This is a genomic window from Stenotrophomonas sp. YJH_SMC_40 (genome assembly GCF_059368615.1).
This window is the reverse complement of record NZ_JCAFRX010000012.1, coordinates 59,201-83,594: the sequence shown is the minus strand read 5'-3', so window position 1 is coordinate 83,594 and position 24,394 is coordinate 59,201. Positions and strand designations below refer to the sequence as shown.

The window sequence follows — 24,394 nt, the reverse complement described above, 5'->3', positions numbered from 1 at the left end:
TCCACGCATGGCGTGGATCTACTGAGCCGGGGCTGTCCACGCAGCGAGCGCGCCCGGCGCGCGCATGGCGCAGCGCTACAATGGCGGCATTGCAACCACAGGCTGGATTCCCATGGCTTCGATCCGCATCGCGATGGCGCAGTTCGACTTCCCGGTCGGCGACGTCGCCGGCAACACCGAGCGCATCATCGAGATGATCGGCCAGGCGCGCGACGAGTACGGCGCCGAGCTGGTGATGTTCCCCGAGCTGGCGGTGAGCGGTTATCCGCCGGAAGACCTGCTGCTGCGCCCGGGCTTCCTGTACGAGTGCGAGCAGGCAATGATGCGCATCGCCGGTGCCTGCCGCGGCATCACCGCGGTGGTCGGCTGGCCGCAGGCGGCTGGCGCGGTGGTCTACAACGCCGCCAGCGTGCTGCGCGATGGCCTGGTCGAGCAGACCTACCGCAAGCGTGAGCTGCCCAATTACGCCGTGTTCGACGAACGCCGCTACTTCGATGTTGATCCGGACGGTGGCAGCTGCGTCTTCGAGGTCAACGGCATTCCGGTGGGCCTGCTGATCTGCGAGGACCTGTGGTTCGCCGAGCCGCTGGCCGACACCGTGCGCGCCGGCGCGCAGCTGGTGGTGGTACCCAATGCCTCGCCGTACGAGCGCGGCAAGCACGCCCAGCGCGATGCGGTGCTGGCCGCCCGCACCCGCGAGAGCGGGGCAGCGATTGCCTATCTCAATGTGGTCGGTGGCCAGGATGCGCTGGTGTTTGATGGCGCCTCGGTGGTGGCCGATGGTGACGGCACGGTGCACCCCGCCGCCGCCGCCTTCGTCGACCAGTGGCTGGTGGTGGAGTACGACGGCCAAACGCGCCGCTTCATGCCGCACGTGTGGATGGACGATGGCGACGAGAGCATGGACGCGCTGGCCTGGCGCGCGGTGACCCGTGGCATCCAGGACTACTGCCGCAAGAACGGTTTCAAGAAGGTCTGGCTGGGCCTGTCCGGTGGCATCGATTCGGCGCTGGTACTGGCGCTGGCGGTCGACGCGCTCGGCGCCGAGAACGTCACCGCTGTGCGCTTGCCGTCGCGCTACACCGCCGGCATGTCCAACGACCTGGCCGCCGAGCAGTGCCAGGCACTGGGCGCGAAGCTGGAAGCGGTCTCGATCGAGCCGGCGTTCAAGGGCCTGATGGAATCGCTGGCGCCCATGTTCGAAGGTACTGCGCCGGACGTGACCGAGGAGAACCTGCAGTCGCGCAGCCGTGGCGTGATCCTGATGGCACTGGCCAACAAGTTCGGTGGCCTGCTGCTGACCACCGGCAACAAGAGCGAGTACGCCGTCGGGTATGCCACCATCTATGGCGACATGTGCGGTGGCTATGCGCCGTTGAAGGACCTGTACAAGACCGAGGTGTTCGGCCTGTCCAAGTGGCGCAATACCGTGGGCGGTGCGCCGGTGATCCCGCCGGCGGTGATCAGCCGCCCGCCGTCGGCCGAACTGCGCGAGAACCAGCTGGACCAGGACTCGCTGCCGGCCTATGACGTGCTGGACGGCATCCTGTACCGCTACATCGACCAGGAGCAGTCGCGCACGGAGATCGTTGCCGCCGGTTATGACGCGGCCGTGGTCGACCGCGTGCTGCGCCTGGTGCGCATCAGCGAGTGGAAGCGGCACCAGGCCGCGCCAGGCCCGAAGGTGTCGCGCCGCGCTTTCGGTCGTGAGCGTCGCTACCCGATCAGCAACGGCTACAAGGGTTGAGGTAGCCGTTGGCAGGTAGTGCCGGCCGCTGGCCGGCAACGCCGTATCCCGCGCATCCACGCATGGCGCGGATCTACTGCCTTTGGTAGTGCCGGCCGCTGGCCGGCAACCCGTATCCCGCGCGCCACGCATGGCGTGGATCTACTGCGTCCGGTAGTGCCGGCCGCTGGCCGGCAACCCGTATCCCGCGCATCCACGCATGGCGCGGATCTACTGCCTCCGGTAGTGCCGGCCGCTGGCCGGCAACCCGTATCCCGCGCATCCACGCATGGCGTGGATCTACTGTGTCCGGTAGCGCAGGCCGCTGGCCGGCAACCCGTATCCCGCGCATCCACGCATGGCTCGGATCTACTGCCTTTGGTAGTGCCGGCCGCTGGCCGGCAACCCGTATCCCGCGCATCCACGCATGGCGTGGATCTACCGGGCGTCGTCGAGCAGCTGTTCGAGGTCGGCGGTTTCCGCAGCGTCGTTGAAGTGGCCGTCCCCCAGCCGGGCTCGTACGAATGCCAGGCCATCCGCCGCCGCCGCGTCCAGCGTGCCGCGATGGTCGACCGGGTAGCGCCGGAACGCTACCGGCTCGCCGCGCAGCGCCAGGCCTGCGGCATACAGCAGGGTGGTCAGATAGGGCACGTCGCGGTCCTCGCTGCCGTGGCCCAGCATCAGCGGTTGGCTGAAGCCGCGGCGCGGCACGCCGAGATAGTCGTACAACACGGCCCAGATGCCCGGCACGCTGGTCAGCGGTGCGGTGAACATGCTGCCGGTATCCGCGCCGTCCAGCGTGGTGGCCAGTTCGCCCAGGCACTGCTCGCGTGCCACTGCCACGCGAGCGCGGCCGGTGTCGCTGAGGACGCGGTCGATCTGCGGCGCAACCTGCAGCAGACCGTCGAGCAGATACGCGTGATACGCATTGAGCGCGCCAGGGTTGGCGGCCCGGTTGTCGGGCTTCATCACCAGCGCGGTCAGCTCGACCGCAGTGGGCGTTCCTGCGGTGAAGCTGCCGCGGTACTGCAGGGATGGGCCGCCATGGGAGGCGGCCAGATGGCCTGCGGCCAATGCAGCTGCGCCTCCCTGTGAATAGCCGATTGAGACCCAGCGGGGTGCTAGCGTCGTGGCACCCAGGTAGTGGCGGCTGGCCTTGACCATGTCGATGGCATTGCGTGCGGCGGTGCGCACGTGCAGGTAGGCATGCTCCCCCGGGCTGCCCAGCCCCTGGTAGTCGGCGGCGGCGACGGCATAGCCCTGGGCCAGGAACACGTCCAGGAAGCGCCCGTCGCGTTCGGGATGGGTGGGGCCGGACACCGAGGGCGCACAGCGATCCGCGATGCCCTGGGTGCCATGTGCCCAGGACACCACCGGCCAGCCGCCTGCAGGCGCCGCGCCGGCGGGCAGGTACAGCAGGCCGGTGCCTTCGGCCAGCTGGCCGCGATGATCCGGGGTGCGGTAGTGCAGCTTGTAGGCCTGCGCGGCCTTGGACGGCACCCACGACGCGCGATAGGGGGCAGCAGACAGCAGATCGCCCGGTGCGGGTGGGGCAGCCGCCACGGGGCCCGAGGACAGCGCCAGCAGGGCAGTGGCGAGGAGGCAGGCGAGGGGGCGGAAACGACGGGGTGGTGGGGTCATGGGCGCTCCTTCACGGCCGGGATGGCCGTTGCGCCGCAGTGTGGAGGGCCTCGCCTACGCCGATTGGGACCGGCGTCGCATCCGCCGGGGATTCGTAGAATTCCTAGTGTCGTGGTCCATGGGCGCACGAACCCTCCACGCATGGCGTGGATCTGCCGACAAAGAAAAGGCCCCTTTTGGGGCCTTCTTTTACTTCTTTTCCAGTCGCGCGTTGCGCTGGCCGGTGCTGGCGGACTTTTCGCCAGCGAACGGGTTCAGCTTGCGGATCATCCACGGGTACTTCGGCCACTTGCCTTCCAGCCACGGGTGGTCCGGCTGGTTCAGCTGCAGGACGCGGCGGGCGTCGTCGGCCAGGGTCTTGTTGCCCAGGTGGGTGTAGGAATCGGCCAGGACGGCGACGGCATCGTACTGGAACGCGCTCTGCGGATAGGTTTCCAGCAGGTAGTTGGCGCGGCCGGCGGCCGAGACCCAGGCGCCGCGGCGCATGTAGTACAGGGCGTTGTCCAGCTCATGCTGGGCGAACACGTCACGCAGCTCCAGCATGCGCTGGCGCGCATCGGCGGCGTAGCGGCTGTTCGGGTAACGGTCGACCACGATGTTGAAGTCCGAATACGCCTGGTGCGGCGTGGACAGATCGCGGCGGCTGGCATCCAGCGACCATACGCGACGCAGGAAAACCGTACTGCGGTTGGAGTTGGCCAGGCCGCGCAGGTAGTACAGGTACGCGATGTTGCGATGGGTCGGGTAGGTACGGATGAAGCGGTCGATGCTGGACACCGCGTCATCGTGCTTGCCGGCCTTGTACTGCGCGTAGGCGGTTTCGATCATCGCCTGTTCGGTATACGGGCCGTACGGATACTGGGCCACGAGACGGCGGAAGCTGGTTTCAGCCCCGCTCCAGTTGCCACCCTGCATCAGCTTGTGGCTCTTCTCGTACAACTGTTCGACCGGCGTCCCTTCATCGGGGCGATCGCCCTTCTTGGCGCCACGGTGGCAGCCGGTGGCGGCGATGACCAGCACCAGCAGCAGGGCGGTGAGGCGGACGGGCGCGGAGAGCATGGAGGAGCGTCGGATCATGAGGTCAAGGCGGGACGCGGCTGGAATACGAAGGGTCGATGATAGCCTAGTGTCCTGTCCAGCGACTGAAACCGGCCGCCGGGACCCCAAAATTTCAAAGAATGCCCCCTGCCATGTCTGAACAACCCTCTGAATCGGCCCGCCAGGCCATCGTCCCCGACACCGCTGCCGGCCGCCGTTTCGACGCCGTGGTGGCCGAACTGTTCCCCGAATACTCGCGTTCGCGCCTGACCGAGTGGATCAAGGCCGGGGAGGTCCTGCTGGACGGCGCCCAGGTGCGCCCGCGCGATCCGCTGCGCGGTGGCGAGGTGGTGACCCTCAACGTGGTGCTGGAAACCCAGACCGACGCCCAGCCGGAGGACATCCCGCTGGACGTGCTGTTCGAGGACGAGCACCTGCTGGTGATCAACAAGCCGGTCGGCCTGGTGGTGCACCCGGGCGCGGGCAACCACAGCGGCACCCTGGTCAACGCCCTGCTGTTCCGCGACCCGTCGGTGGCGGTGCTGCCGCGCGCGGGCATCGTGCACCGCCTGGACAAGGACACCAGTGGCGTGATGGTGGTGGCCAAGACCCTGGAAGCGCAGACCGCGCTGGTCGAGCAACTGGCCGCACGCGACGTGCACCGCCAGTACCTGGCCATCGTGATGGGTGCGCTGGTGGCCGGCGGTACCGCCGATGCCCCGATCGACCGCCACCCGCGCGACCGCCTGAAGATGGCGGTGCGCGAGGACGGCAAGGAAGCGATCACCCACTACCGCCTGCGCGAGCGCTTCCGTGCGCACACCGCGCTGGAGTGCCGCCTGGAAACCGGCCGTACCCACCAGATCCGCGTGCACATGGCGCATGTGCGCCATCCGATCATCGGTGACCCGCTGTACGGCGGTGCGCTGAAGCTGCCCAAGGGGGCCAGCGATGAGCTGGTGGCCGCGCTGCGTGGCTTCAAGCGCCAGGCCCTGCACGCCGAGACCCTGGAGTTCACCCATCCGATCACCGGTGAGCTGGTGCGCAACACCGCGCCGGTGCCGGAGGACATGCTGCACCTGATGAAGGTGCTGCGCGAAGACAGCGAGGCCTTCGCCGCGCGCGAGCGGGACCGCTGGTGATGGCCGCCGCGCTGCCCGTGCTGCAGGCGGACTGGCCGGCGCCGCCGGGCGTCAATGCGCTGACCACGCGTCGGCACGGTGCGGGCATTTCGCCGGCGCCGTTCGCGCAGTTCAACCTGGGCAACCGGCACGCGGCCGACGGTGATACCCCAGCCAACGTAGAGCACAACCGCCAGCTGCTGCAGCAGGGGCTGGGGCTGCCCTCGACACCGCACTGGCTGCGCCAGGTGCACAGCAGCACCGTGCTGCGCTTCACCGCGCCGCCGGTGCCCGGCGCAAGCGAGCCGGTGGCCGATGCCGCAGTGACTTCGGTGCCGGGCGTGGTGCTGGCGATCCTGACTGCCGACTGCCTGCCGGTGGTGTTTGCCGCCGCCGATGGCAGTGAGGTGGGCGCGGCCCACGCAGGCTGGCGTGGCCTGGCCGACGGCATGCTGGAGGCCACCGTGGCCGCCATGCAGACGCCGCCGGCGCAGCTGCGGGCCTGGCTGGGCCCGGCCGCCGGACCGGCCGACTACGAGATCGGCGAGGAGGTCTACCACGCCTTCGTCGGCCATGATCCGGCCGCCGAGGCGGCGTTCGTTGCCACCCGCGCGGGCCACTGGAAGGTGGACCTGTTCGCGCTGGCGCGGCAGCGGTTGCAGGCGGCGGGCATGGACCCGGCGCAGGTCCATGGCGGCACGGTGTCGACCATGGCCGATCCGGACCTGTATTCGCACCGGCGCGACCGTCGCACCGGGCGCATGGCGACGCTGGCCTGGATCGCGCCCTGACCTTGCCGCTGTTCGCGCGCGTGCTGGGGCCGGCCTTCGCCACCCTGGCCGCGCCGGTGCAGGCGCTGCATGCCGCGCCGTTGCCCTGCCGCTACGTGGGGCAGGCGCGCATCGTGAGGGGGCGGCACTGGCTGGTGCCGCTGCTGGCCGTGTTGGCGCGGCTGCCGAAGGACGGTGGAGCGTTGCCGACCGAAGTGGCGTTCAGTGCACACGGGCAGGGCGAGCAGTGGGCGCGGCGTTTTGGCCGCTGGCCGATGGTGTCGCGGCTATGGGCGCACGAGGGCTGCCTGCGCGAGCAGTTGGGCGCGGTGCGCTTCGAGTTTGATCCGCAGGCCCGCGAGGGTGGCATCGACTGGTCGGTGCGCCGGGTCTGGGCGTTCGGGCTGCTGCCGCTGCCGAGGCGCTGGTTTGGTGGCGTACGTTGCCGCGAAGCCTGGCAGGGCGAGCGTTACACTTTCCTGGTCGATGTGACGCTGCCCTGGGCCGGAGCCCTGATCCGCTATGAAGGTTGGCTCGAACCGCAGTGAGGCCGCCGCCGAGGCGGGCAGCGCGGTGATCGTATTCGATGGCGTATGCGCGCTGTGCAACCGCTGGGTGCGCTTCCTGCTGCGTTTCGACCGCGCGGGGCGCTACCGCTTTGCGGCGATGCAGGGGCAGCAGGGCAGCGCGATGTTGCGCGCGCACGGGCTGGACCCGCAGGACCCGATGTCGTTCCTGCTGCTGGACGCACAGGGTGCCTGGACCGATACCGATGCGATCCTGCGCGTACTGACGGGGCTGGGCGGCGCCTGGCGCCTGACCGGCGTACTACGGGCAGTGCCGCGCGGCTGGCGTGATGCCGCGTACCGCGTGCTGGCGCGCAACCGCTACCGCTGGTTCGGACGGCACGACGCCTGTCATCTGCCCGCACCGGAGCAGGCAGCGCGATTCCTGGATTGAAGGAAAAAGGGGACGGAGGGGATCAAGGCGTCTGTGCACAACTGCCTTGATCCCCTCCGTCCCCTTTTTCCTCAACCTTCCAGCGCGTCCAAATAGCTGCGGCGCCAGTGATTGATGTCGTAGGTGCGCAGGTGATCCATCATCGCGTGCCAGCGTTCCTTGCGCCTGCTCAGTGACATCGTTGCTGCAGTGGCGATGGCGTCGGCCACGCCGTCCAGATCGTGCGGGTTCACCAGCAATGCCTGCTTAAGTTCGTCGGCAGCGCCGGCCAGCAGCGACAACACCAGCACGCCGGGATCTTCCGGGTCCTGCGACGCCACGTATTCCTTGGCCACCAGGTTCATGCCATCGCGCAACGGCGTGACCAGGCCGACCGCCGCCGCCCGGTAGAAGCCGGTGAGGGTGGCATGGGTGAAGTTCTGGTTGACGTAGCGCAGCGGCGTCCAGTCAGGTTCGGCGTGGCCACCGTTGATGTGGCCGGCGATCTGTTCCAGCTGGCTGCGCAGCTGCCGGTACTCGGTGACATCGCCGCGCGAGACCGGGGCGATCTGCAGGTAGGTCAGCGAGCCGCGCTGGTCGGGGTGGCGCTCAAGATAGCGCTCGAAGCCAAGGAAGCGTTCGGGCAGGCCCTTGGAATAGTCCAGGCGATCCACGCCGATCGCCAGCTGGCGATCGCGCAGGCTGGCGCGCAGGTTCTTCACGGCGGCCTTGGTGGCCGCTGTGCCGGCCTGGCGTGCGATCAGCTCGGTGTCGATGCCGATCGGGAAGGCGGCGGCACGGAAGCGGCGCCCGCCCGGTGCTTCCAGCTCGCCGTTGTCGAGCACGCGGCCGCCGCCGAACAGGCGCAGGTAGGTCTGGAAGCGATCAGCGTCGCGCTGGGTCTGGAAGCCGACCAGGTCGTAGGCGTACAGCGCGGAGAACAGCCGCAGGTGGTCGGGCATCGCCTGCAGCAGGTCGGCAGACGGCATCGGGATATGCAGGAAGAAGCCTATGCGACAACCGATGCCGCGCTCGCGCAGCAGCGCACCGAGGGGAATCAGGTGGTAGTCGTGGATCCAGACGATGTCGTCCTCGCGCAGCAGTGGCGCGAGCTTGTCGGCGAACAGCGCGTTGACCTTGTGGTAGGTCTCGCGGGTGCCGCGGTCGTAGTCGACCAGATCCAGGCGGAAGTGCAGCAGCGGCCACAAGGTGCGGTTGGCGAAGCCGTTGTAGTAGCCATCGACCTCACGCTTGCTCAGGTCCATGGTGACGTAGTCGATGTCACCGTCTTTCTGCCGGTGCAGCGTGCCGCTGCCTTCCTTCACCGTCTTGCCACTCCAGCCGAACCACAGGCCACCGCGTTCCTTCAGGGCAGCCAGCAGGCCGACAGCCAGGCCGCCGGCGCGGTTCTCGCCGGGCACGGCCACACGGTTTGAAACCACGACCAGACGACTCACGATGCCTCCTGCCAGGACCGCGACAGGCGCATTGCGGCGGTGATCAGGCCGACGTGCGAATAGGTCTGCGGGAAATTACCCCAGGCCTCGCCGCTGTCGAAGGCCAGATCCTCCGACAGCAGGCCCAGGTGGTTGCGCTGCTTCAGCAGCAGCTCGAACATCTCACGTGCTTCATCCATGCGCCCGATCGCGGCCAGCGCGTCGATGTACCAGAAGGTGCAGATGGTGAAGCTGGTTTCCGGTTCACCGAAGTCATCCGGCGCGACATAGCGGTACAGCGAATTGCCATGCTTGAGGTCGCGGCCGATGGCATCGACGGTGGCGATGAAGCGGGCGTCCAGCGCGTCGATGAAACCGATATCGGCCAGCAGCAGCAGCGAGGCATCCAGCCGATGGCCGCCGAAGGTATCGGTGAAGTGGCCCAGCTCCTCGTTCCAGGATTCGGCCATGATGCGCGCGTGGATGGTGTCGGCGCGCTCGCGCCAGTAATGCGCGCGGTCATCGCGCTTCAGGCGCACGGCGATCTTGCACAGGCGGTCGCAGGCAGCCCAGCACATCGCGCTGGTGTAGGTGTGCACTTCGGTGCGGCCGCGGAATTCCCACAGGCCGGCATCGGGTACGTCGTGCAGGGCGAAGGCCTGTTCGCCCAGGGGTTCCAGGCGGGCAAAGGTGTGCGCATCACCCGGGTCCTGCAGGCGCCGGTCGAAGAACAGCTGCGTGGACGCCAGCACCACGCTGCCGTAGACATCGTGCTGGCGCTGCACCCAGGCCAGGTTGCCGCGCCGTACCGGGCCCATGCCGCGATAACCGGACAGGCTGGGCACTTCATCTTCGTCCAGCTTGGCCTCGAAGCCGATGCCATACAGCGGCTGCAGCGTGCCGTCGGTGGTGGCCAGGTTGAAGATGTAGCCGAGGAACTGTTCCATCGTGCGCGTGGCGCCGAGACGGTTCAGCGCCCGCACCACGAAGGCCGCGTCGCGCAGCCAGCAGTAGCGGTAGTCCCAGTTGCGCACGCTGCCGGGTGCTTCCGGAATGGAAGTGGTCATCGCCGCGATGATCGCGCCGCTGTCCTCGTACTGGCACAGCTTCAACGTGATCGCACTGCGGATGACCGCGTCCTGCCATTCCAGTGGAATGGACAGGTAGCGCACCCACTCGCGCCAGTAGTCGCGGGTGCGCTGGAAGGCTTCCTGCACGTAGCCGCTGATCGACCGATTGAGCGATTCATCCACGCCCAGGATCAGGTGGATCGGATGGTTGAGCACGAACGGCAGGCCGTCGCGCACGAAGCGCACCGGCACATCGGTGGTCAGCCGCAGCACGTGCTCGGGCAGGATCCAGCGCACATGGTTACTGCCCCAGGTCGACTCTGGCACGCGTGCGCCCCAGTCGGCCAGCGGGCGCGCACGCACGGTGATGCGCGGGCTGCCGGCCAGTGGACGCACCTGGCGGATCAGGCTGACCGGCCGGTAGAAGCGGTCGTTCTGGCGCCAGCGCGGGGCGAAATCGAGGATTTCCAATGCGCCGCCCTGCGTGTCACGCAGCACGGTGCGCAGGATCGCAGTGTTGGTGAGGTATTCCTGCTCGCTGCTCGCGAAGTCCTCCAGCTCGATGGCGAAGTCGCCGCCGGTCTGCTGGTTGGGGCCGAGCAGGGCGCAGAAGGCGGGGTCGCCGTCGAAGGTGGGCAGGCAGCTCCAGACAACGCGGGCATGTTTGTCGACCAGGGCGCCGAAGCTGCCGTTGCCGACCACGCCCAGATCAAGATCGGGTTGGGTCATCACGCGGTACATCTCGGTTGCGGCCGTGGGGGTTGGCCGGGTCAATAGGCATTCTCACGCAGCCAGGCGTGCACGCTGCGTATGTCGGGCAGCGCGAACACGGCCGCACTGGGTTCACGTTCACCCACCAGCACGCTCCAGCCATGCTGGCCGTTGGCAGCATCGAAGCCGAATTCGTCGGTGAGGTCATCACCGAGGAACACCGGCAGGCGGCCGCGGAAGGGCAGGTACTGCATCATCCGGCGCACGGCACGGCCCTTGTCGGTGCCGACAGGCACGAACTCGACCACATGGTCGCCAGGCTGCAGGCGGTAGCTGGTGCGGCCACGCACGTGGCGGTCAGCGAACGCGCGGACATCGCTGGCGGCGTGCGGCGCACCGCGCCAGTGCAAGGCCAGGCCGACGCCCTTGTCTTCCACCAGCACGCCAGGATGCCCATGGGCGAAGCGCATCGCCTGCTGGTGCAGCGCGTGCAGCCATTCGGCGGTGTCGTCGTCGTGTTCGTTGCGCAGCACACGACCGTCTTCGCCACGCAGCTCATGGCCGTGCAGGCCGGCGGCGGGTAGTTGCAGGGGGGCGAACAGTTGATCCAGCTGTTCAAGCGGGCGACCACTGACCAGTGCCACGGCACCTTCCAGGCGGTCGCTGATGCGGCCGATGGCTTCACGCACATCCGGCAGCAGCTGCACGGCATCCGGGCGTGCAGCGAATTCGATCAGGGTGCCATCGACATCGAGGAACAACGCGCAGGCGTCGTCCAGCAATGGCGGTGGCGGACGCAGGGGGAGCGGTTCAGCCATGACGCCCAGCTTGCCAGCGTGGGCGTGTACGCGGGGTCGAGGGCAGGCTACGGCCCTGCTTCGGTGGGTGCCGACCGTTGGTCGGCACGGCAGGTCAGCCTGCATCCAGCTCAAACAGTGCGGGCCAACGGTCCGCACCCGCCCCAAGCAGATCCGCACCCGGATCACGAAGTTGCCGGCCAGCGGCCGGCACTACCGTGTCGTGCGGGCCAACGGTTCGCACCCACCCAAAGCAGATCCGCACCCGGATCACGAAGTTGCCGGCCAGCGGCCGGCACTACCGTGTCGTGCGGACCAACGGTCCGCACCTACCCAATGCGATCAGAACGTATAGCGGACGCGGCCGTAGTAGTACGCGCCGTTGCTGCCGATCGGCGACAGCACGTCATACGGCAGGTTGCCGAAGTAGTGGATATCGCTGTTGGATCGATCCGGGTAGTTGTCGGTCAGGTTCTGGCCGCCGATGGCCACGCTCCAGCGCGGAGTGATGCGGTATTCGACCTCCGCATCCAGCTGCCACTCGGCCTGGTAGGTCTGGCGCGGGATGTAGCCGTCACCGAAGTTGAACACGCGGGTGGCGCTGCCGTAGCGGTTCACACGGGTGCTCAGCGACCAGTGGTCGTTGCTCCACGCGGCAGAGAAGCTGCCGCGGGTACGCGGCGTGGCATCGGTGAGCGTATTGGTCTCTTCGATGCCGAACAGCACATAGTTCGGGTTGAGCGCCTGCAGCTGCGCCGGCGTAGCCAGCACGTTCTTCAGCGTGGTCTTGGTATAGGCGTAGGTGCCGGTCAGCAGCAGCTGGCCGTCGCCCAGTGACTGGCGCCAGTTGCTCACCAGCTCGGCGCCGCGGGTGCGGGTATCGGCGGCGTTGACGAAGAAACTGGCGCTCTGCAGGCCGCTGACGCCGTAGTTGGCGGCCACGTAGTCGGTCAGTGCATCGCCGGTGATGCTCTCCGACAGCGCGATGCGATCGTCGATGTCGATCTGGAAGAAGTCCAGTGACAGGTCGAAGTGCTCGCCAATTCGGCTGGTGAAGCCCAGCGAGGTATTGATCGACTTCTCCGGCCTCAGGTTCTGCGCACCGAGGCCACGCGCGATCGGGTTGTTGACCGACAACAGGCGGCCCTGCACCAGCTGGCCGCCAGCGTTGTAGCCGGTGGAGGTGGATTCGTAGCCGATCTGTGCCAGCGACGGCGCACGGAAGTTGTTGGAGATGGCACCGCGCAGCGCGAACGCCGGGGTGAATTCATAGCGCAGGCCGAGTTTGCCGGTCAGTTCACCGCCGAAGTCGTCGTTGTGCTCGTAGCGCGCGGCCAGATCGGTGGAGAACTTCTCGCCGAACTGACTGGACAGGCTGGCGTAGGCGCTGGCGACATCGCGCGACAGGGTGGCCGCGTCCTGCGGGGTCAAGCCGCCACCGGCCTGCGAACCGGTCGGGCGGTCGGTGTACGGACCGGCCGCATAGCTGGCCGGGTCGCCGGGACGGGTCTGGTAGCGCTCGTGGCGTGCTTCCACGCCCAGGCCGAGCGTGTGGCTGATGCTGTCGCTCTGGGTGAACACGCGGCTCAGATCGAAGTTGCCCACGGTCTGTGCGTATTCGTAATCGGCGGTCTTGAAGCGGGTCGGGCTGGTCGGGCCCAGCGAGGCGTTGAGCGAATCACGCAGGCGGTAGGTGAAGTCGTTCTGGCCGTAGTCCAGGCTGCCGTCGTAGCTCCATTCGCCCCACTGCCCGCGCACGCCGGCCACGGCCTGCACGTCGCGGTTCTCGCCCTCGGAGATCGGCCGGTAACCGTTCGGATAGACCTGCTTCCAGTTGGCCTCGCCATCGGGATAGCGGAAGTAGTTGGCGCCTTCGGTGTCACGCTGGTTGAAGGTACCGAACGCGTAGAACGTCGAGGTCTGTCCCACCGGGATCTCGGTGTTCAACCACAGGTTGATGTCCTTGCTCTTGCCATCGCCCAGCACGTAGTTGCGCTTGCCCTGCAGCGCCAGGTTGTCCGGCGTCTGGTCCCACGGCGGAATCTGGTCGAAGCCGGCGCGGTTGGTGCCGTTGCGGTGCTTGTATTCCAGGCCGACGCGCAGGAAGCCGCCGTCCTCGCCCAGCGAAGTACCGACCTTGGCGCTGACGTTGCCGGTCTGGCCGTCGGTGAGGGTGCGGCCGATCGGCTTGAGGTCGGTGTGGTTGGCACCGTAGCTGGCCTCGATTTCGCCACCGTCGCCGCCGTTGTCGAGGATCACGTTGATCACGCCGGCCACCGCATCCGAGCCATACAGCGCACCAGCGCCATCACGCAGTACTTCGATGCGCTTGATCGCGCTGACCGGGATCGAATTGAAATCAACCGGGGTGGTGCCCTTGCCGATCTTGCTGTCGGTGTTGACCAGCGCGGTGTGGTGGCGGCGCTTGCCATTGACCAGCACCAGCACCTGGTCCGGCGACAGGCCGCGCAACTGCGCGGCGCGCACATGGTCGGCGCCGCCGGAGTTGGACTGGCGCGGGAAGTTGAACGACGGCAGCAGCGCCTGCAGCGCGCTGCCCAGTTCGCCGTTGACCACGCCGGCCTTGCGGATGTCCTCGGCGGTGAGCACATCCACCGGCGAGGTGGATTCGAGCACGGTGCGGTCGGCGGCACGGGTGCCGGTGACGATAACGGTGTCCAGGTTGGTGGCGTCCTGGGCCAGGGCCGGGACGGCGGCGGAGGAAAGCGCGAGGGCGATGGCGAGGCCGAGCGGCGACGCGGGCAGGCGGACGGACATGGGGGCTCCAGCAACAACGACGACGGGGAAGGGGGGAGATGGTTGCACTTACATCCATCCGGATGAAGCGATATATTATCTTCGCGTGATGACCGGTGCCGATGCAAGCCCCTGCCGGTCCGGCATGAGTTGATGCCCTGCTGGCATCAGCACGCCGGGCCGGTGGCGCTGTACGCTGCCGGCTCGCCTTGTCCCCTTCCCCGGAGCTGTACCGATGAAACACCTTGGCCTCGTCTTCGCCGTGCTGCTGGCCACCAGTGGCTGCGCCAGCCTGTCCTCGCAGGCGCCCAGCGCCTATGCCACGGCCACCACCGCCGAACTGAAGGGCGATGCTGCACGCCCGTCCGCCGGCCACGGCTGGGTGCGCAGCGAGCTGTATTTCGGCGTGGGCGAGGAGCAGGGCGCCGGCAACCGCCCGCAGGCCGATACCATCAGCGAGGCGCAGTGGCGCACCTTCCTGGACAAGGAAGTCACTCCGCGCTTCCCGGATGGCCTGACCGTGTTCGATGCCTATGGCCAATGGCTGTTCCGCGGTGATGCCGCGCCCAACCGCCTGCGCACCAAGGTGCTGGTGGTGCTGCACGAGGACACCCCGCAGCGCCGCGCCGACATCGAAGCGATCCGCCTGGCGTGGAAGCAGCAGACCAGGCATCAGTCGGTGCTGTGGTCGCGGCAGGCGGTCGAGGTATCGTTCTGAGTTGAAGGTGCCGCCGCGGTGCCGCAGGGAGCAATGATGAACTACAGGGAATGCCTGCTGGGCCTGGCATTGGCAGGCGTACTGGCACCGACGGCGCAGGCGGGTGGGGACGACGGCGAAACGCTGCGCTTCCAGGTGGCCGCGCATGTGCAGGCGCATGCCGATCCGCAGCAGGACGGCAGCATCGCGGTGCAGCTGTCACCCTCGGGCAAGCGCCAAACGCTGGCCGGCGCGGCCGATGCCGACGGCAATTCGCGATGGTCGCTCGAAGATGTCGATTTCGATGGCTACCCGGAACTGGTCGCACGCGCTCCGGTAGGCATGGTCAACGAAGCGGTGGCGGTGTACCGGTTCGATCCGGCCACTGTGGGTTTCCGCGCGCTGCAGGCCGACACCCACGGCAAGGACAGTTGCGGTGACCTGATGGGGTTGAGCGTGGATGCTGCCACTCGTACCTTGACCAGCAGTTGCCGCAGTGGCCCGATGTGGTACACCGACCAGTACCGGTTTGCAGGCGCGAAGCTCCATCTGTACCGCTCTGAGAGCGTGCTGATGCTGGGCGATACCTTGAACGCCGCGCTGCAGTGGGAACAGACCGACGAGCAGGGCCCGTTGGCGGTCTGGCGCACGTATGATCCGGCCGGCCGTGTGCTGGAGAGCGCGATTGCCAATGGCATGGGCGCACCGCCGGACGGGCCGTTGCGTGGTCAGCAGGCCGCCGTGGTACCCGCGCGCCTGTTCCTGTTCGACCGACCCGGTGCGTCCAGCACCAAGCGTTACCTGGTGCAGGGCGACCGCGTGGAACTGCTGGATGAACAGGACGGCTGGGTGAAGCTGCGCTACCGCAACCCGAAGCAGGGCGCGGTGGAAGGCTGGATCAACGTCAACGATTGAAGAAAAAGGGGACGGAGGGAATTAAGTCGTTTGTGGCACATACGACTTGATTCCCTCCGTCCCCTTTTTTTGCGGAGGCATCACTTCATCGGGTCTAGCCTCGGACGTTCCCCCGTTCGAGGATGTATCCGATGAGCAAGCGCGTGGCCGAAATTGTGGTGGACGCCCTGCAGCAGGCCGGTGTCCGCCGTTGCTACGGCATCGTGGGCGATACGCTCAACCACGTGACCGATGCGATGCATGGCAGCGAGATCGCATGGGTGCATGTGCGGCATGAGGAAGTAGCAGCCTTTGCCGCAGGCGCCGATTCGCTGGTGAGCGGCGAACTGACCGCCTGCGCCGGCTCCTGCGGCCCCGGCAGCCTGCATTTCATCAATGGCGTGTTCGAGAGCAACCGCAACCGCGCGCCGATGGTGCTGATCGCCAGCCAGGTGGTGACCAGCGAGCTGGGCATGGAATTTCCGCAGGAAGTGGACTTCAAGGCGGTGTACGCCAGTTGTTCGGTGTTCTGCGAGCAGGTGCACAGCGCCGAGCAGGCGCGTCGCGTGGTCACCCTGGCCTGCCAGGCCGCGATCAGCCGCCGTGGCGTGGCGGTGGTGATCCTGCCCGCCGATATCAGCCAGGCCGAAGTGAAGCACGATGTGCCGTTCTCGGTGCATTACACCCAGCCGGTACTGCGCCCGTCGGATGCTGAGCTGCAGCGCATCGCCGAGCTGCTGGGGCAGGGCAAGCGCATCGGCATCTACGCCGGCGCCGGTTGCCAGGGTGCGCACGCACAGCTGCTGGAACTGGCCCGGCGCCTGCAGGCACCGATCGCGCACACCTCGCGCGCCAAGGACTTCGTCGAGCCGGACAACCCGTACAACATGGGCATGACCGGCATCTTCGGCATCGAATCCGGCTTCCACACGCTGATGGAGTGCGACACGCTGCTGCTGCTCGGCGCCGACTTCGCCTGGGGCCAGTTCTACCCGGACAAGGCCACGATCATCCAGGTCGACCGCGATGGCAGCCATCTCGGCCGCCGCCACCCGGTGAACCTGGGCGTGGTCGGTGACATCGCACCGACGCTGGATGCCTTGCTGCCGATGTTGCCGCCGCGCGAGGACAGCAGTTTCCTGGACGAATGTATCGAACGTCGCGACAAGGCGCTGAAGAAGCGCGAGCAGGAAGAACAGCCGGGCGAGGGCGAGCTGATCCACCCGCAGCATCTGACCGCGCTGCTGTCGAAGTACGCCAGCGACGATGCGCTGTTCACCGCTGACGGCGGCTCGCCGATGGTCTGGGTGCTGCGGCATATCCGCGTCAACGGTCGCCGCCGCACGCTGACCAGCCTGCTGCACGGCACGATGGCCAACGCAATGCCGCAGGCACTGGGCCTGCAGAAGGCGTTCCCCGGCCGGCAGGTGATTTCGCTGTCCGGCGATGGCGGCCTGGCGATGCTGCTGGGCGACCTGCTGACGGCCGTGCAGGAGAACCTGCCGATCAAGGTGGTGGTGTTCAACAATGGCTCGCTGAACTTCGTCGAGCTGGAGCAGAAGGTGGAAGGCCTGCTGGACAACTACACCGACCTGAAGAACCCGGATTTTGGCCGCCTTGCCGAAGTGATCGGCTTCCACGGCCGCACGGTGACGCGCAGCGAGGATCTGGAAGAAGCGGTGCAGGATTTCCTGTCGCAGCGTGGCCCGGCGCTGCTGGACGTGCATACCAGCCGCGCCGAGCTGGTGATGCCGCCGCAGATCGAGGCCAAGCAGGTGGCCGGTACCGCGCTGTATGCAGCCAAGGCGGTATTGAACGGCCGCTTCGACGACGTGAAGCATCTGCTGGTGGACAACTTCCTGAAGAAGTAGGGAGTTGGTCGATGCAGGGCTGCGCCCTGCACCCGCAGAGGCCAATGCAACAGCCGAAGCAACAGCAACAACCGAAGCAACAGCAACAACCGAAGCAACAGCAACAGCGGGCATTCCGTGGGATGGCAGGGCGGGTCCGGTTGCGGGGGACGCCGTAAACCCGTCCCTGGGGGCTTGGCCGCGGCATCCGTGCCGCGGACACCCCCGCAACCGGACCCACCCCGCCTTCGACAGATTTCTGCGATCTGTCGGAATGGCATGGCCGGTGCCTGATGGGTGTCGACCTTGGTCGACACGGTAGATCCACGCCATGCGTGGATGAACGAAAGAATGATCGGAAAGATCTTCTGTAGAGCCGAACCGTGCTCGGCTCAGAGGCTTCGCGTACAGCGGCCGAGCAGGGGCTCGGCGCTACAACGAGCGCCTGCCTTTGCTTTTGATCTTTTGATTCTCTTCCGTGGCTGGCACGCGCACGAAACTGTCAGGGGCCGGGCGGGTAGGCTGCGCAGGGGCGTGAGCCGCATGGATGCGGCGACCGAGCTTACAGGGACGTACTTGCAGCGACCCCTGCGCAGCCTACCCGCCCGGCCCACCCCCTGAGGTCCGCTGTCCGCGACCAACCCAGCCACGAGGGGCCCCGCCGTTGGCTGGAACCCATCATTCCACGACGGAATTGGCGCGCTGGCCCCGCTGGGCCTACCATCGGCGGTCCCCACCCCCACCGCCCCTTCCATGTCCGCTCCCGCTTCCGCCGCACCGCGTCGCTGGTTCGTCGCCGGTGACTTCAACGGCTTCTTCGGCCTGGTCGTCGACAACCTCTCCATCCTCGGCTTCATCGCCATGGCCCTGGTCGGGATCTTCCAGTTCCCCGCCGACGTGGTGTTCGGCCGCATGTTCCCCGGCACCGCCTTCGGCGTGCTGGTCGGTAACCTGCTGTACACCCTGATGGCGCGCCGGCTGGCCGCGCGTACCGGCCGCGACGATGTCACCGCCATGCCGCTCGGCCTGGATGCACCGACCAGCATCGGCATGGCGCTGCTGGTGCTCGGCCCGGCCTTCATCGCGTTCAAGCAGCAGGGCATGGACCCGCACGCTGCGGGCATCGCCACCTGGCAGCTGGGCATGGCCGCGCTGGTCATCATGGGCGTGCTCAAGTTCGTGTTGTCGTTCTTCGGCGAAGCGGTCACCCGCGCGCTGCCGCGTGCCGCGCTGCTGGGTTCCATCGCCGGCATCGCGCTGGTGCTGATGGGTCTGCTGCCGCTGCTGGAAACGCTGCGCTCGCCGCTGGTCGGCTTCACCACGCTCGGTTTGCTGCTGTACGTGCTGATCGCCAAGGGAAAGCTGCCGGTGCGTGGCCCGGGCGTGCTGCTGGCCTTCGTGTTCGGCACCGTGCTGTACTACGGCCTCGGCCTGGCCGGGCTGGGCGCACCCGGCTTCCATGTACCGGAGTGGGTGCCGCCGCAGGTGGTGCTGCCGCTGCCGACACTGGGCTTCCTCGACGGCCTGCCCACCGCGATGACCTACCTGCCGCTGCTGCTGCCGTTCGGCCTGCTGATGGTGGTCGGTGGCATCAACGTCTCTGAAAGCGCGCGCGCAGCCGGCGACGACTACCGCACCCGCGACATCCTGCTGGTGGAAGCGGTGGCCACGCTGGTGGCCGGCGTCTGTGGCGGCGTGGCGCAGACCACGCCCTACATCGGCCAGCCGGCGTACAAGCACATGGGTGCGCGCAGCGGCTACACGCTACTGACCGGCCTGTTCGTCGGCATCGGCGGCATGCTCGGCATCATCTCCGGGCTGGTGCAGTGGCTGCCGCTGGCGGTGCTGGCACCGATCATCGTGTACGTGGCCATCGACATCACCACCCAGGCCTTCCAGGCCACGCCGCGTCACCACACCGGTGCGATGGTGTTCGGTTTCCTGCCGTCGGTGGCGTACCTGCTGGCGATCAAGGCACCCGGCTGGATCGCGCCGGACCAGCTGCCGCAGCTGCTGACCAAGCTCGACGGCCATGGCCTGCCCGAGCTGGCGGTGATCTTCACCCTCGGCAACGGTTTCATCATCACCTCGATGCTGTGGATTTCGGCGGTGGCGGCGATGGTCGATGGCCGCCTGCGCCGTGCCTGCGGCTTCCTGCTGGTGGCTGCGGTGCTGACCCTGTTCGGCCTGATCCACTCGGTGGATCCGCGTGGTGGCATCTACCTGCCGTGGGAGCTGGACGGCCTGGCGCGCATCATCAGCTGGCAGTTCGCTGGTGCCTACGTGGCACTGGCGTTGCTGCTGGGGTTGCTTTCGCTGCAGAAGCAGCCGGTGCAGCCGCTGGGTGAAAACAACTGACCCAACGGTAGTGCCGGCCGCTGGCCGGCATCCTCATGGGCTTCGGTCGGATCGTGCAGCTGCCGGCCAGCGGCCGGCACTACCGCTCTCCATCCAGTTCCGGGTAGTGGCGGAAGATGCCGTTGGTGTTGAACGGCAACCGCCGCTCCGAAGCCAGATAGGCGGCGATGTTCGGCCGCTTTGCCACCCGCTCCTGCAGCGCACGCAGCAGGGGCAGTGTGGGGCCGAGCGCCTGCATGCGGCGCGGGAACATGTAGTCCAGCCCGCTCAGCAGCTGGAACAGCGACAGATCCACATAGGAATGCTCGCGCAGTGCGTGGCGGCCACCATTGGCGGCCAGCACCTGCTCGAAGTAGCCGAGGAACTTCGGCAGCCGTTCGCCACGCAGGGAGGCGGCCCGTGCCTTGGCTTCGGTCTTCTGCTGCTCGTAGTACTTCGATGCAGCAATTGGATGGTGGGTGTCGTGCACCTCGGCTACCAGATCAGCGATGGTCAGCTGCAACTGCAGCGCCTGCACCCGCCGCGAGGCCGCATGCGGCACCAGGTCCAGCGTCGGGCCGAGGAAATCCAGGATCGCGGCGACCTGTGCAATGACCTGGCGGCCCGCCTTCAGGAATGGCGGCGCGAAGGGCTGCGCACCTTCACTGCTGCCATCGAGAAACGGCTGCATCACCGCATCGCCGTGCACCCGCGCCATGTCGATGTAGTCGGCACCGGCATCCTCCAGCGCCAGCCGCACGAACTCGCCACGGCCCTGGATGCCGGTCCAGTAATACAGCGCGTACTGCATGGCAGTGCCTCCACAGAACAAGGCTCACAGCCTCGCGCGCTGCATGCAAAGCAAGTGTGAGCACGGCCTTGCTGCAGGCCTCAACCCGAACGGCAGCGGAACAGGCGGGGAACCGGCTGCAATCGGTGGGGTCACACCTTCACCATGCGTGTGAAACGAGGTGCTGCATCATGCAGAGTGGAAAGGCGGTATGGCCCTGGGTGTTGGGCGTGGTGGTAATCGGTGGCGCGGGAGGTTGGCTGTTCCGCGATCAGCTGAAGCGCCTGGCAGACGGTGTTTCGGTGCCGGTGCAATCAACCCCCGCCAGTACCAGCGCGCCGCCACAACCGCAGGCGGCCGCGGAACCCGCGCCAGCACCGCCCGCGATCAAGCATCCGCTGGATACCGAGGCCGCCGCCGATCCGGCGCTGCCCAAGCTGGCTGACAGCGATACGGCCGCCTGGGGTGCATTGAGCCAGTTGTTCCAGGGCGAGGGGCCATTGACCCTGCTGCTGCGTGATCACCTGATCCAGCGCCTGGTTACCCAGCTCGACAACGTGGACAAGCCCAGCCTGCCGCCGACTGCGCTGGCCGCGCGGCCGCTGCCGGGCAACCTGCAGGTCGAGCCGGGCGAGGGTGGCGAACGCATCGCCGCCAGCAACGCGGCGCGCTATGCGCCCTACGTGCAGGCCTTCACCGCGCTGGACCCGGCGGCAACGGCTACCGCCTACAAGCGCTTCTATCCGCTGATCCAGCAGGCCTATGTGGACCTGGGCCGGCCCGACGGGTACTTCAACGACCGCCTGGTCGCGGTGATCGACCACCTGCTGGACACCCCGGAACTGGCGCAGCCCCCGGCGGTGCAGCGCGATGAACGCGGCCGCTACCGCTTTGTCGATCCCACCCTGCAGTCGCGCTCGATCGGGCAGAAGGCGCTGCTGCGGATGGATGCCGCCCAGGCGCGGGCGGTCAAGCAGCAGCTGCGGGCGATCCGCAGCGCGATCACCCGCTGAGCCCGTTCACCGCGTAGAACTGATCGGGATCAACGCGCCGACCACACCGGTTCCGGCATGCTGGCCGAAGCCTGACTGGCCTCGGGGTGCAGTCGCAGCCACCCTTGAAACCGGGTGGGGCAACCGCATCTTTCCAGCATCGCCGGCGCGGGCCGGCCCTGATGACCGATGAGGATTCGCAATGCGGATGGACAAGCTCACCTCGCGTTTCCAGCAGGCGCTGGCAGACGCACAGTCGCTGGCCGTGGGCCGCGACAACAGCATCATCGAACCGGTTCACCTGTTCAGCGCGCTGCTGGACCAGCAGGGCGGCAGCACGCGTCCGCTGCTGGCCCAGGCCGGGGTGAACGTGCCGGTGCTGCGCGAGCGCCTGACCGAGGCGCTGGATGCGCTGCCGAAGGTGTCCGGCCAGGCTGGCAACGTCTCGATGGGCAACGACCTGGGGCGCCTGCTGAACCAGACCGACAAGCTGGCCCAGCAGCACGGGGATGCCTTCATTGCCAGCGAGTGGTTCGTGCTGGCGGCGCTGGACGACGGCGGCACGCTGGGCATGGCGCTGCGCGCCGCCGGTGCCGACAAGACCCGCCTGCAGGCGGCCATCGACAAGCTGCGCGGCGGCGAGAACGTGCAGTCGGAGAATGCCGAGGAACAGCGCCAGGCGCTGGAGAAATACACCATCGACCTGACCGCGCGTGCCGAGAGCGGCAAGCTCGACCCGGTGATCGGCCGTGACGAGGAAATCCGCCGCACCATCCAGGTGCTGCAGCGCCGGACCAAGAATAATCCGGTGCTGATCGGCGAGCCCGGCGTGGGCAAGACCGCGATCGTGGAAGGGCTGGCCCAGCGCATCATCAACGACGAAGTGCCCGAGGGCCTGCGCGGCAAGCGCGTGCTGTCGCTGGACATGGGCGCGCTGATTGCCGGGGCCAAGTTCCGCGGCGAATTCGAGGAGCGCCTGAAGGGCGTGCTCAACGACCTGGCCAAGAATGAGGGCCAGATCATCCTGTTCATCGACGAACTGCACACCATGGTCGGCGCCGGCAAGGCCGATGGCGCGATGGATGCCGGCAACATGCTGAAGCCAGCGCTGGCGCGCGGCGAGCTGCACTGCATCGGCGCCACCACGCTGGACGAATACCGCAAGTACATCGAGAAGGATGCCGCGCTGGAGCGTCGTTTCCAGAAGGTGTTCGTGGGCGAGCCGTCGGTGGAGGACACCATCGCGATCCTGCGCGGCCTGAAGGAAAAGTACGCGGTGCACCACGGCGTGGAGATCACCGATCCGGCCATCGTGGCGGCTGCGACGTTGTCCAACCGCTACATCACCGACCGCCAGCTGCCGGACAAGGCCATCGACCTGATGGACGAAGCCGCCTCGCGACTGCGCATGGAGATCGACTCCAAGCCGGAAGAGCTGGACCGCCTTGAGCGCCGGGTGATCCAGCTGAAGATCCAGCGCGAGATGCTGAAGAAGGAGAAGGACGAAGCCTCGCGGCAGCGCCTGGCCGACCTGGAAAACGACATCGACGGGCTGGAGCGCGAGTTCTCCGACCTCAATGAAATCTGGAAGTCGGAGAAGGCCGCGCTGCAGGGCGCGACCAAGATCAAGGAACAGGTCGAGCAGGCCAAGCTGGAGCTGGAGGCCGCGCAGCGCCGCCAGGATTTCGCCAAGATGAGCGAGATCCAGTACGGGCTGCTGCCGCAGCTGGAAAAGCAGCTGGCCGCGGCCCAGGAGGCCGAGCACAAGGACTTCAAGCTGGTGCAGGACCGCGTGACCGACGAGGAGATCGCCGAGGTCGTATCGCGCTGGACCGGCATCCCGGTCAACAAGATGCTCGAAGGCGAGCGCGACAAGCTGTTGCGCATGGAAGAGGTACTGCACAACCGCGTGGTCGGCCAGGAAGAAGCGATCAAGGTCGTCTCCGATGCCGTGCGCCGTTCGCGTGCGGGCCTGTCCGATCCGAATCGCCCGGCCGGCTCGTTCCTGTTCCTCGGCCCGACCGGCGTCGGCAAGACCGAGCTGTGCAAGTCGCTGGCCGAGTTCCTGTTCGACAGTGCCGACGCGATGATCCGCATCGACATGAGCGAATTCATGGAGAAGCACAGCGTGGCCCGCCTGATCGGCGCGCCTCCGGGCTACGTCGGCTACGAGGAAGGTGGCTACCTGACCGAGGCCGTGCGTCGCCGTCCGTACTCGCTGATCCTGCTGGACGAAGTGGAGAAGGCGCATCCGGATGTGTTCAACATCCTGCTGCAGGTGCTGGACGATGGCCGCCTGACCGATGGACAGGGCCGTACCGTGGACTTCCGCAACACCGTCATCGTGATGACCTCGAACCTGGGCTCGCACCAGATCCAGGACATGAGCACCGACGACAGTCCGGAGGCCTACACGCAGATGAAGGCGGCGGTGATGGGCGTGGTGCAGGCGCACTTCCGGCCGGAGTTCATCAACCGCCTGGACGACATCGTGGTGTTCCACCCGCTGGACAAGCAGCAGATCAAGCAGATCGCGCGCATCCAGATGCGTGGGCTTGAGAAGCGGCTGGCCGAGCGCGGGTTGAAGCTGGCGGTCTCCGATGCGGCGTTCGACCTGCTCGGCAACGTCGGCTTCGATCCGGTCTATGGCGCGCGCCCGTTGAAGCGTGCAATCCAGTCGCAGCTGGAGAATCCGCTGGCACAGCAGATCCTGTCGGGTGCTTTCGTCAACGGCGATACCATCGAAGTCGGAAACGACGGCGGCCGCCTGGTATTCGCCAAAGCGTGATTCACACGGGGCGCTGCCTGGCCGCAGCGCCCCGTTTCCT

General features: G+C 67.3%; 18 protein-coding genes. 11 read left to right on the top strand and 7 right to left on the bottom strand.

Features of this window, described 5'->3' with window-relative positions; translation table 11 throughout:
• Window positions 1-112: 112 nt before the first annotated feature.
• Window positions 113-1,747, top strand: coding sequence for an NAD+ synthase (locus AC5P6X_RS19390; RefSeq protein WP_495215577.1), 1,635 nt, complete (start codon window positions 113-115; stop codon window positions 1,745-1,747).
• Window positions 1,748-2,164: 417 nt separating this feature from the next.
• On the opposite strand, the gene AC5P6X_RS19385 is transcribed toward AC5P6X_RS19390, so the two are convergent.
• On the bottom strand, window positions 2,165-3,367 hold the full coding sequence (locus AC5P6X_RS19385) for a lipase family protein (protein WP_108270616.1): 1,203 nt from the start codon (window positions 3,365-3,367) through the stop codon (window positions 2,165-2,167).
• Between the two features lie 189 nt (window positions 3,368-3,556).
• The gene (locus tag AC5P6X_RS19380) at window positions 3,557-4,444 is read right to left on the bottom strand and encodes an outer membrane protein assembly factor BamD (protein ID WP_024956778.1); all 888 of its coding nucleotides are present in this window, start codon (window positions 4,442-4,444) and stop codon (window positions 3,557-3,559) included.
• A gap of 113 nt (window positions 4,445-4,557) precedes the next feature.
• Between AC5P6X_RS19380 and rluD the strand changes: the two genes are divergently transcribed.
• Genes rluD through AC5P6X_RS19360 form a run of 4 tightly spaced genes read left to right on the top strand, consistent with a single transcriptional unit; the run spans window position 4,558 to window position 7,256 of the window.
• Complete coding sequence (gene rluD / locus AC5P6X_RS19375) at window positions 4,558-5,547, top strand: 23S rRNA pseudouridine(1911/1915/1917) synthase RluD (RefSeq protein WP_005410789.1); 990 nt, start codon at window positions 4,558-4,560, stop codon at window positions 5,545-5,547.
• Window positions 5,547-6,317 carry a peptidoglycan editing factor PgeF gene (pgeF, locus tag AC5P6X_RS19370; RefSeq protein WP_049451227.1) on the top strand — a complete coding sequence of 257 codons (771 nt, stop codon included), beginning with the start codon at window positions 5,547-5,549 and terminating at the stop codon, window positions 6,315-6,317. Before rluD ends, pgeF begins: the two co-directional genes overlap by 1 nt.
• A 2-nt stretch (window positions 6,318-6,319) precedes the next feature.
• A complete protein-coding gene (locus AC5P6X_RS19365) occupies window positions 6,320-6,844 on the top strand; it encodes a DUF4166 domain-containing protein (RefSeq protein ID WP_329756951.1) in 525 nt (174 codons plus the stop codon).
• The gene (locus AC5P6X_RS19360) at window positions 6,819-7,256 is read left to right on the top strand and encodes a thiol-disulfide oxidoreductase DCC family protein (protein WP_049451225.1); all 438 of its coding nucleotides are present in this window, start codon (window positions 6,819-6,821) and stop codon (window positions 7,254-7,256) included. Before AC5P6X_RS19365 ends, AC5P6X_RS19360 begins: the two co-directional genes overlap by 26 nt.
• Window positions 7,257-7,327: 71 nt before the next feature.
• Here the strand turns inward: AC5P6X_RS19360 and otsA are convergent, their stop codons facing one another.
• From otsA to AC5P6X_RS19340, 4 genes are all read right to left on the bottom strand, one after another.
• Window positions 7,328-8,692: an alpha,alpha-trehalose-phosphate synthase (UDP-forming) gene (gene otsA, locus AC5P6X_RS19355; RefSeq protein WP_005410785.1), complete on the bottom strand. Its 1,365-nt coding sequence runs from the start codon at window positions 8,690-8,692 to the stop codon at window positions 7,328-7,330.
• Window positions 8,689-10,470 carry a glycoside hydrolase family 15 protein gene (locus AC5P6X_RS19350; RefSeq protein WP_495215576.1) on the bottom strand — a complete coding sequence of 594 codons (1,782 nt, stop codon included), beginning with the start codon at window positions 10,468-10,470 and terminating at the stop codon, window positions 8,689-8,691. The genes otsA and AC5P6X_RS19350 overlap by 4 nt, the downstream gene beginning before the upstream one ends.
• Before the next feature lie 41 nt (window positions 10,471-10,511).
• Window positions 10,512-11,270 (bottom strand): trehalose-phosphatase, encoded by a 759-nt coding sequence (otsB, locus tag AC5P6X_RS19345; RefSeq protein WP_088436222.1) that lies wholly within the window; start codon window positions 11,268-11,270, stop codon window positions 10,512-10,514.
• 321 nt (window positions 11,271-11,591) lie between these two features.
• Window positions 11,592-14,027, bottom strand: coding sequence for a TonB-dependent receptor plug domain-containing protein (locus AC5P6X_RS19340; protein ID WP_049451224.1), 2,436 nt, complete (start codon window positions 14,025-14,027; stop codon window positions 11,592-11,594).
• Between the two features lie 214 nt (window positions 14,028-14,241).
• On the opposite strand from AC5P6X_RS19340, the gene AC5P6X_RS19335 reads away from it, so the two are divergent.
• The 4 genes from AC5P6X_RS19335 to AC5P6X_RS19320 all read left to right on the top strand — a co-directional run bounded on the left by AC5P6X_RS19335 (window position 14,242) and on the right by AC5P6X_RS19320 (window position 19,805).
• A complete protein-coding gene (locus AC5P6X_RS19335) occupies window positions 14,242-14,724 on the top strand; it encodes a DUF3574 domain-containing protein (protein WP_049451223.1) in 483 nt (160 codons plus the stop codon).
• Between the two features lie 36 nt (window positions 14,725-14,760).
• A complete protein-coding gene (locus AC5P6X_RS19330) occupies window positions 14,761-15,618 on the top strand; it encodes an SH3 domain-containing protein (RefSeq protein ID WP_049451233.1) in 858 nt (285 codons plus the stop codon).
• A gap of 131 nt (window positions 15,619-15,749) precedes the next feature.
• A complete protein-coding gene (locus AC5P6X_RS19325) occupies window positions 15,750-17,468 on the top strand; it encodes a thiamine pyrophosphate-dependent enzyme (protein WP_005410779.1) in 1,719 nt (572 codons plus the stop codon).
• A gap of 732 nt (window positions 17,469-18,200) precedes the next feature.
• Window positions 18,201-19,805: a SulP family inorganic anion transporter gene (locus AC5P6X_RS19320; protein WP_088436954.1), complete on the top strand. Its 1,605-nt coding sequence runs from the start codon at window positions 18,201-18,203 to the stop codon at window positions 19,803-19,805.
• A gap of 79 nt (window positions 19,806-19,884) precedes the next feature.
• On the opposite strand, the gene AC5P6X_RS19315 is transcribed toward AC5P6X_RS19320, so the two are convergent.
• Window positions 19,885-20,595 (bottom strand): glutathione S-transferase, encoded by a 711-nt coding sequence (locus AC5P6X_RS19315; protein ID WP_049451221.1) that lies wholly within the window; start codon window positions 20,593-20,595, stop codon window positions 19,885-19,887.
• Between the two features lie 170 nt (window positions 20,596-20,765).
• Here AC5P6X_RS19315 and AC5P6X_RS19310 point away from each other — a divergent pair, with 170 nt between their 5' ends.
• Window positions 20,766-21,587 carry a DUF3014 domain-containing protein gene (locus tag AC5P6X_RS19310; RefSeq protein ID WP_049451220.1) on the top strand — a complete coding sequence of 274 codons (822 nt, stop codon included), beginning with the start codon at window positions 20,766-20,768 and terminating at the stop codon, window positions 21,585-21,587.
• Window positions 21,588-21,768: 181 nt separating this feature from the next.
• Window positions 21,769-24,354, top strand: a complete 2,586-nt coding sequence (gene clpB / locus AC5P6X_RS19305) for an ATP-dependent chaperone ClpB (RefSeq protein ID WP_049451219.1) — start codon at window positions 21,769-21,771, stop codon at window positions 24,352-24,354.
• The last annotated feature ends 40 nt before the right edge of the window (window positions 24,355-24,394 follow it).

Coding starts and splice junctions, on each gene's coding strand:
- AC5P6X_RS19390 (WP_495215577.1), top strand. CDS start 113: ATGGCTTCGATCCGCATCGCGATGGCGCAGTTCGACTTCCCGGTCGGC.
- AC5P6X_RS19385 (WP_108270616.1), bottom strand. CDS start 3,367: ATGACCCCACCACCCCGTCGTTTCCGCCCCCTCGCCTGCCTCCTCGCC.
- AC5P6X_RS19380 (WP_024956778.1), bottom strand. CDS start 4,444: ATGATCCGACGCTCCTCCATGCTCTCCGCGCCCGTCCGCCTCACCGCC.
- rluD (WP_005410789.1), top strand. CDS start 4,558: ATGTCTGAACAACCCTCTGAATCGGCCCGCCAGGCCATCGTCCCCGAC.
- pgeF (WP_049451227.1), top strand. CDS start 5,547: ATGGCCGCCGCGCTGCCCGTGCTGCAGGCGGACTGGCCGGCGCCGCCG.
- AC5P6X_RS19360 (WP_049451225.1), top strand. CDS start 6,819: ATGAAGGTTGGCTCGAACCGCAGTGAGGCCGCCGCCGAGGCGGGCAGC.
- AC5P6X_RS19350 (WP_495215576.1), bottom strand. CDS start 10,470: ATGACCCAACCCGATCTTGATCTGGGCGTGGTCGGCAACGGCAGCTTC.
- otsB (WP_088436222.1), bottom strand. CDS start 11,270: ATGGCTGAACCGCTCCCCCTGCGTCCGCCACCGCCATTGCTGGACGAC.
- AC5P6X_RS19340 (WP_049451224.1), bottom strand. CDS start 14,027: ATGTCCGTCCGCCTGCCCGCGTCGCCGCTCGGCCTCGCCATCGCCCTC.
- AC5P6X_RS19335 (WP_049451223.1), top strand. CDS start 14,242: ATGAAACACCTTGGCCTCGTCTTCGCCGTGCTGCTGGCCACCAGTGGC.
- AC5P6X_RS19330 (WP_049451233.1), top strand. CDS start 14,761: ATGAACTACAGGGAATGCCTGCTGGGCCTGGCATTGGCAGGCGTACTG.
- AC5P6X_RS19325 (WP_005410779.1), top strand. CDS start 15,750: ATGAGCAAGCGCGTGGCCGAAATTGTGGTGGACGCCCTGCAGCAGGCC.
- AC5P6X_RS19320 (WP_088436954.1), top strand. CDS start 18,201: ATGTCCGCTCCCGCTTCCGCCGCACCGCGTCGCTGGTTCGTCGCCGGT.
- AC5P6X_RS19315 (WP_049451221.1), bottom strand. CDS start 20,595: ATGCAGTACGCGCTGTATTACTGGACCGGCATCCAGGGCCGTGGCGAG.
- AC5P6X_RS19310 (WP_049451220.1), top strand. CDS start 20,766: ATGCAGAGTGGAAAGGCGGTATGGCCCTGGGTGTTGGGCGTGGTGGTA.
- clpB (WP_049451219.1), top strand. CDS start 21,769: ATGCGGATGGACAAGCTCACCTCGCGTTTCCAGCAGGCGCTGGCAGAC.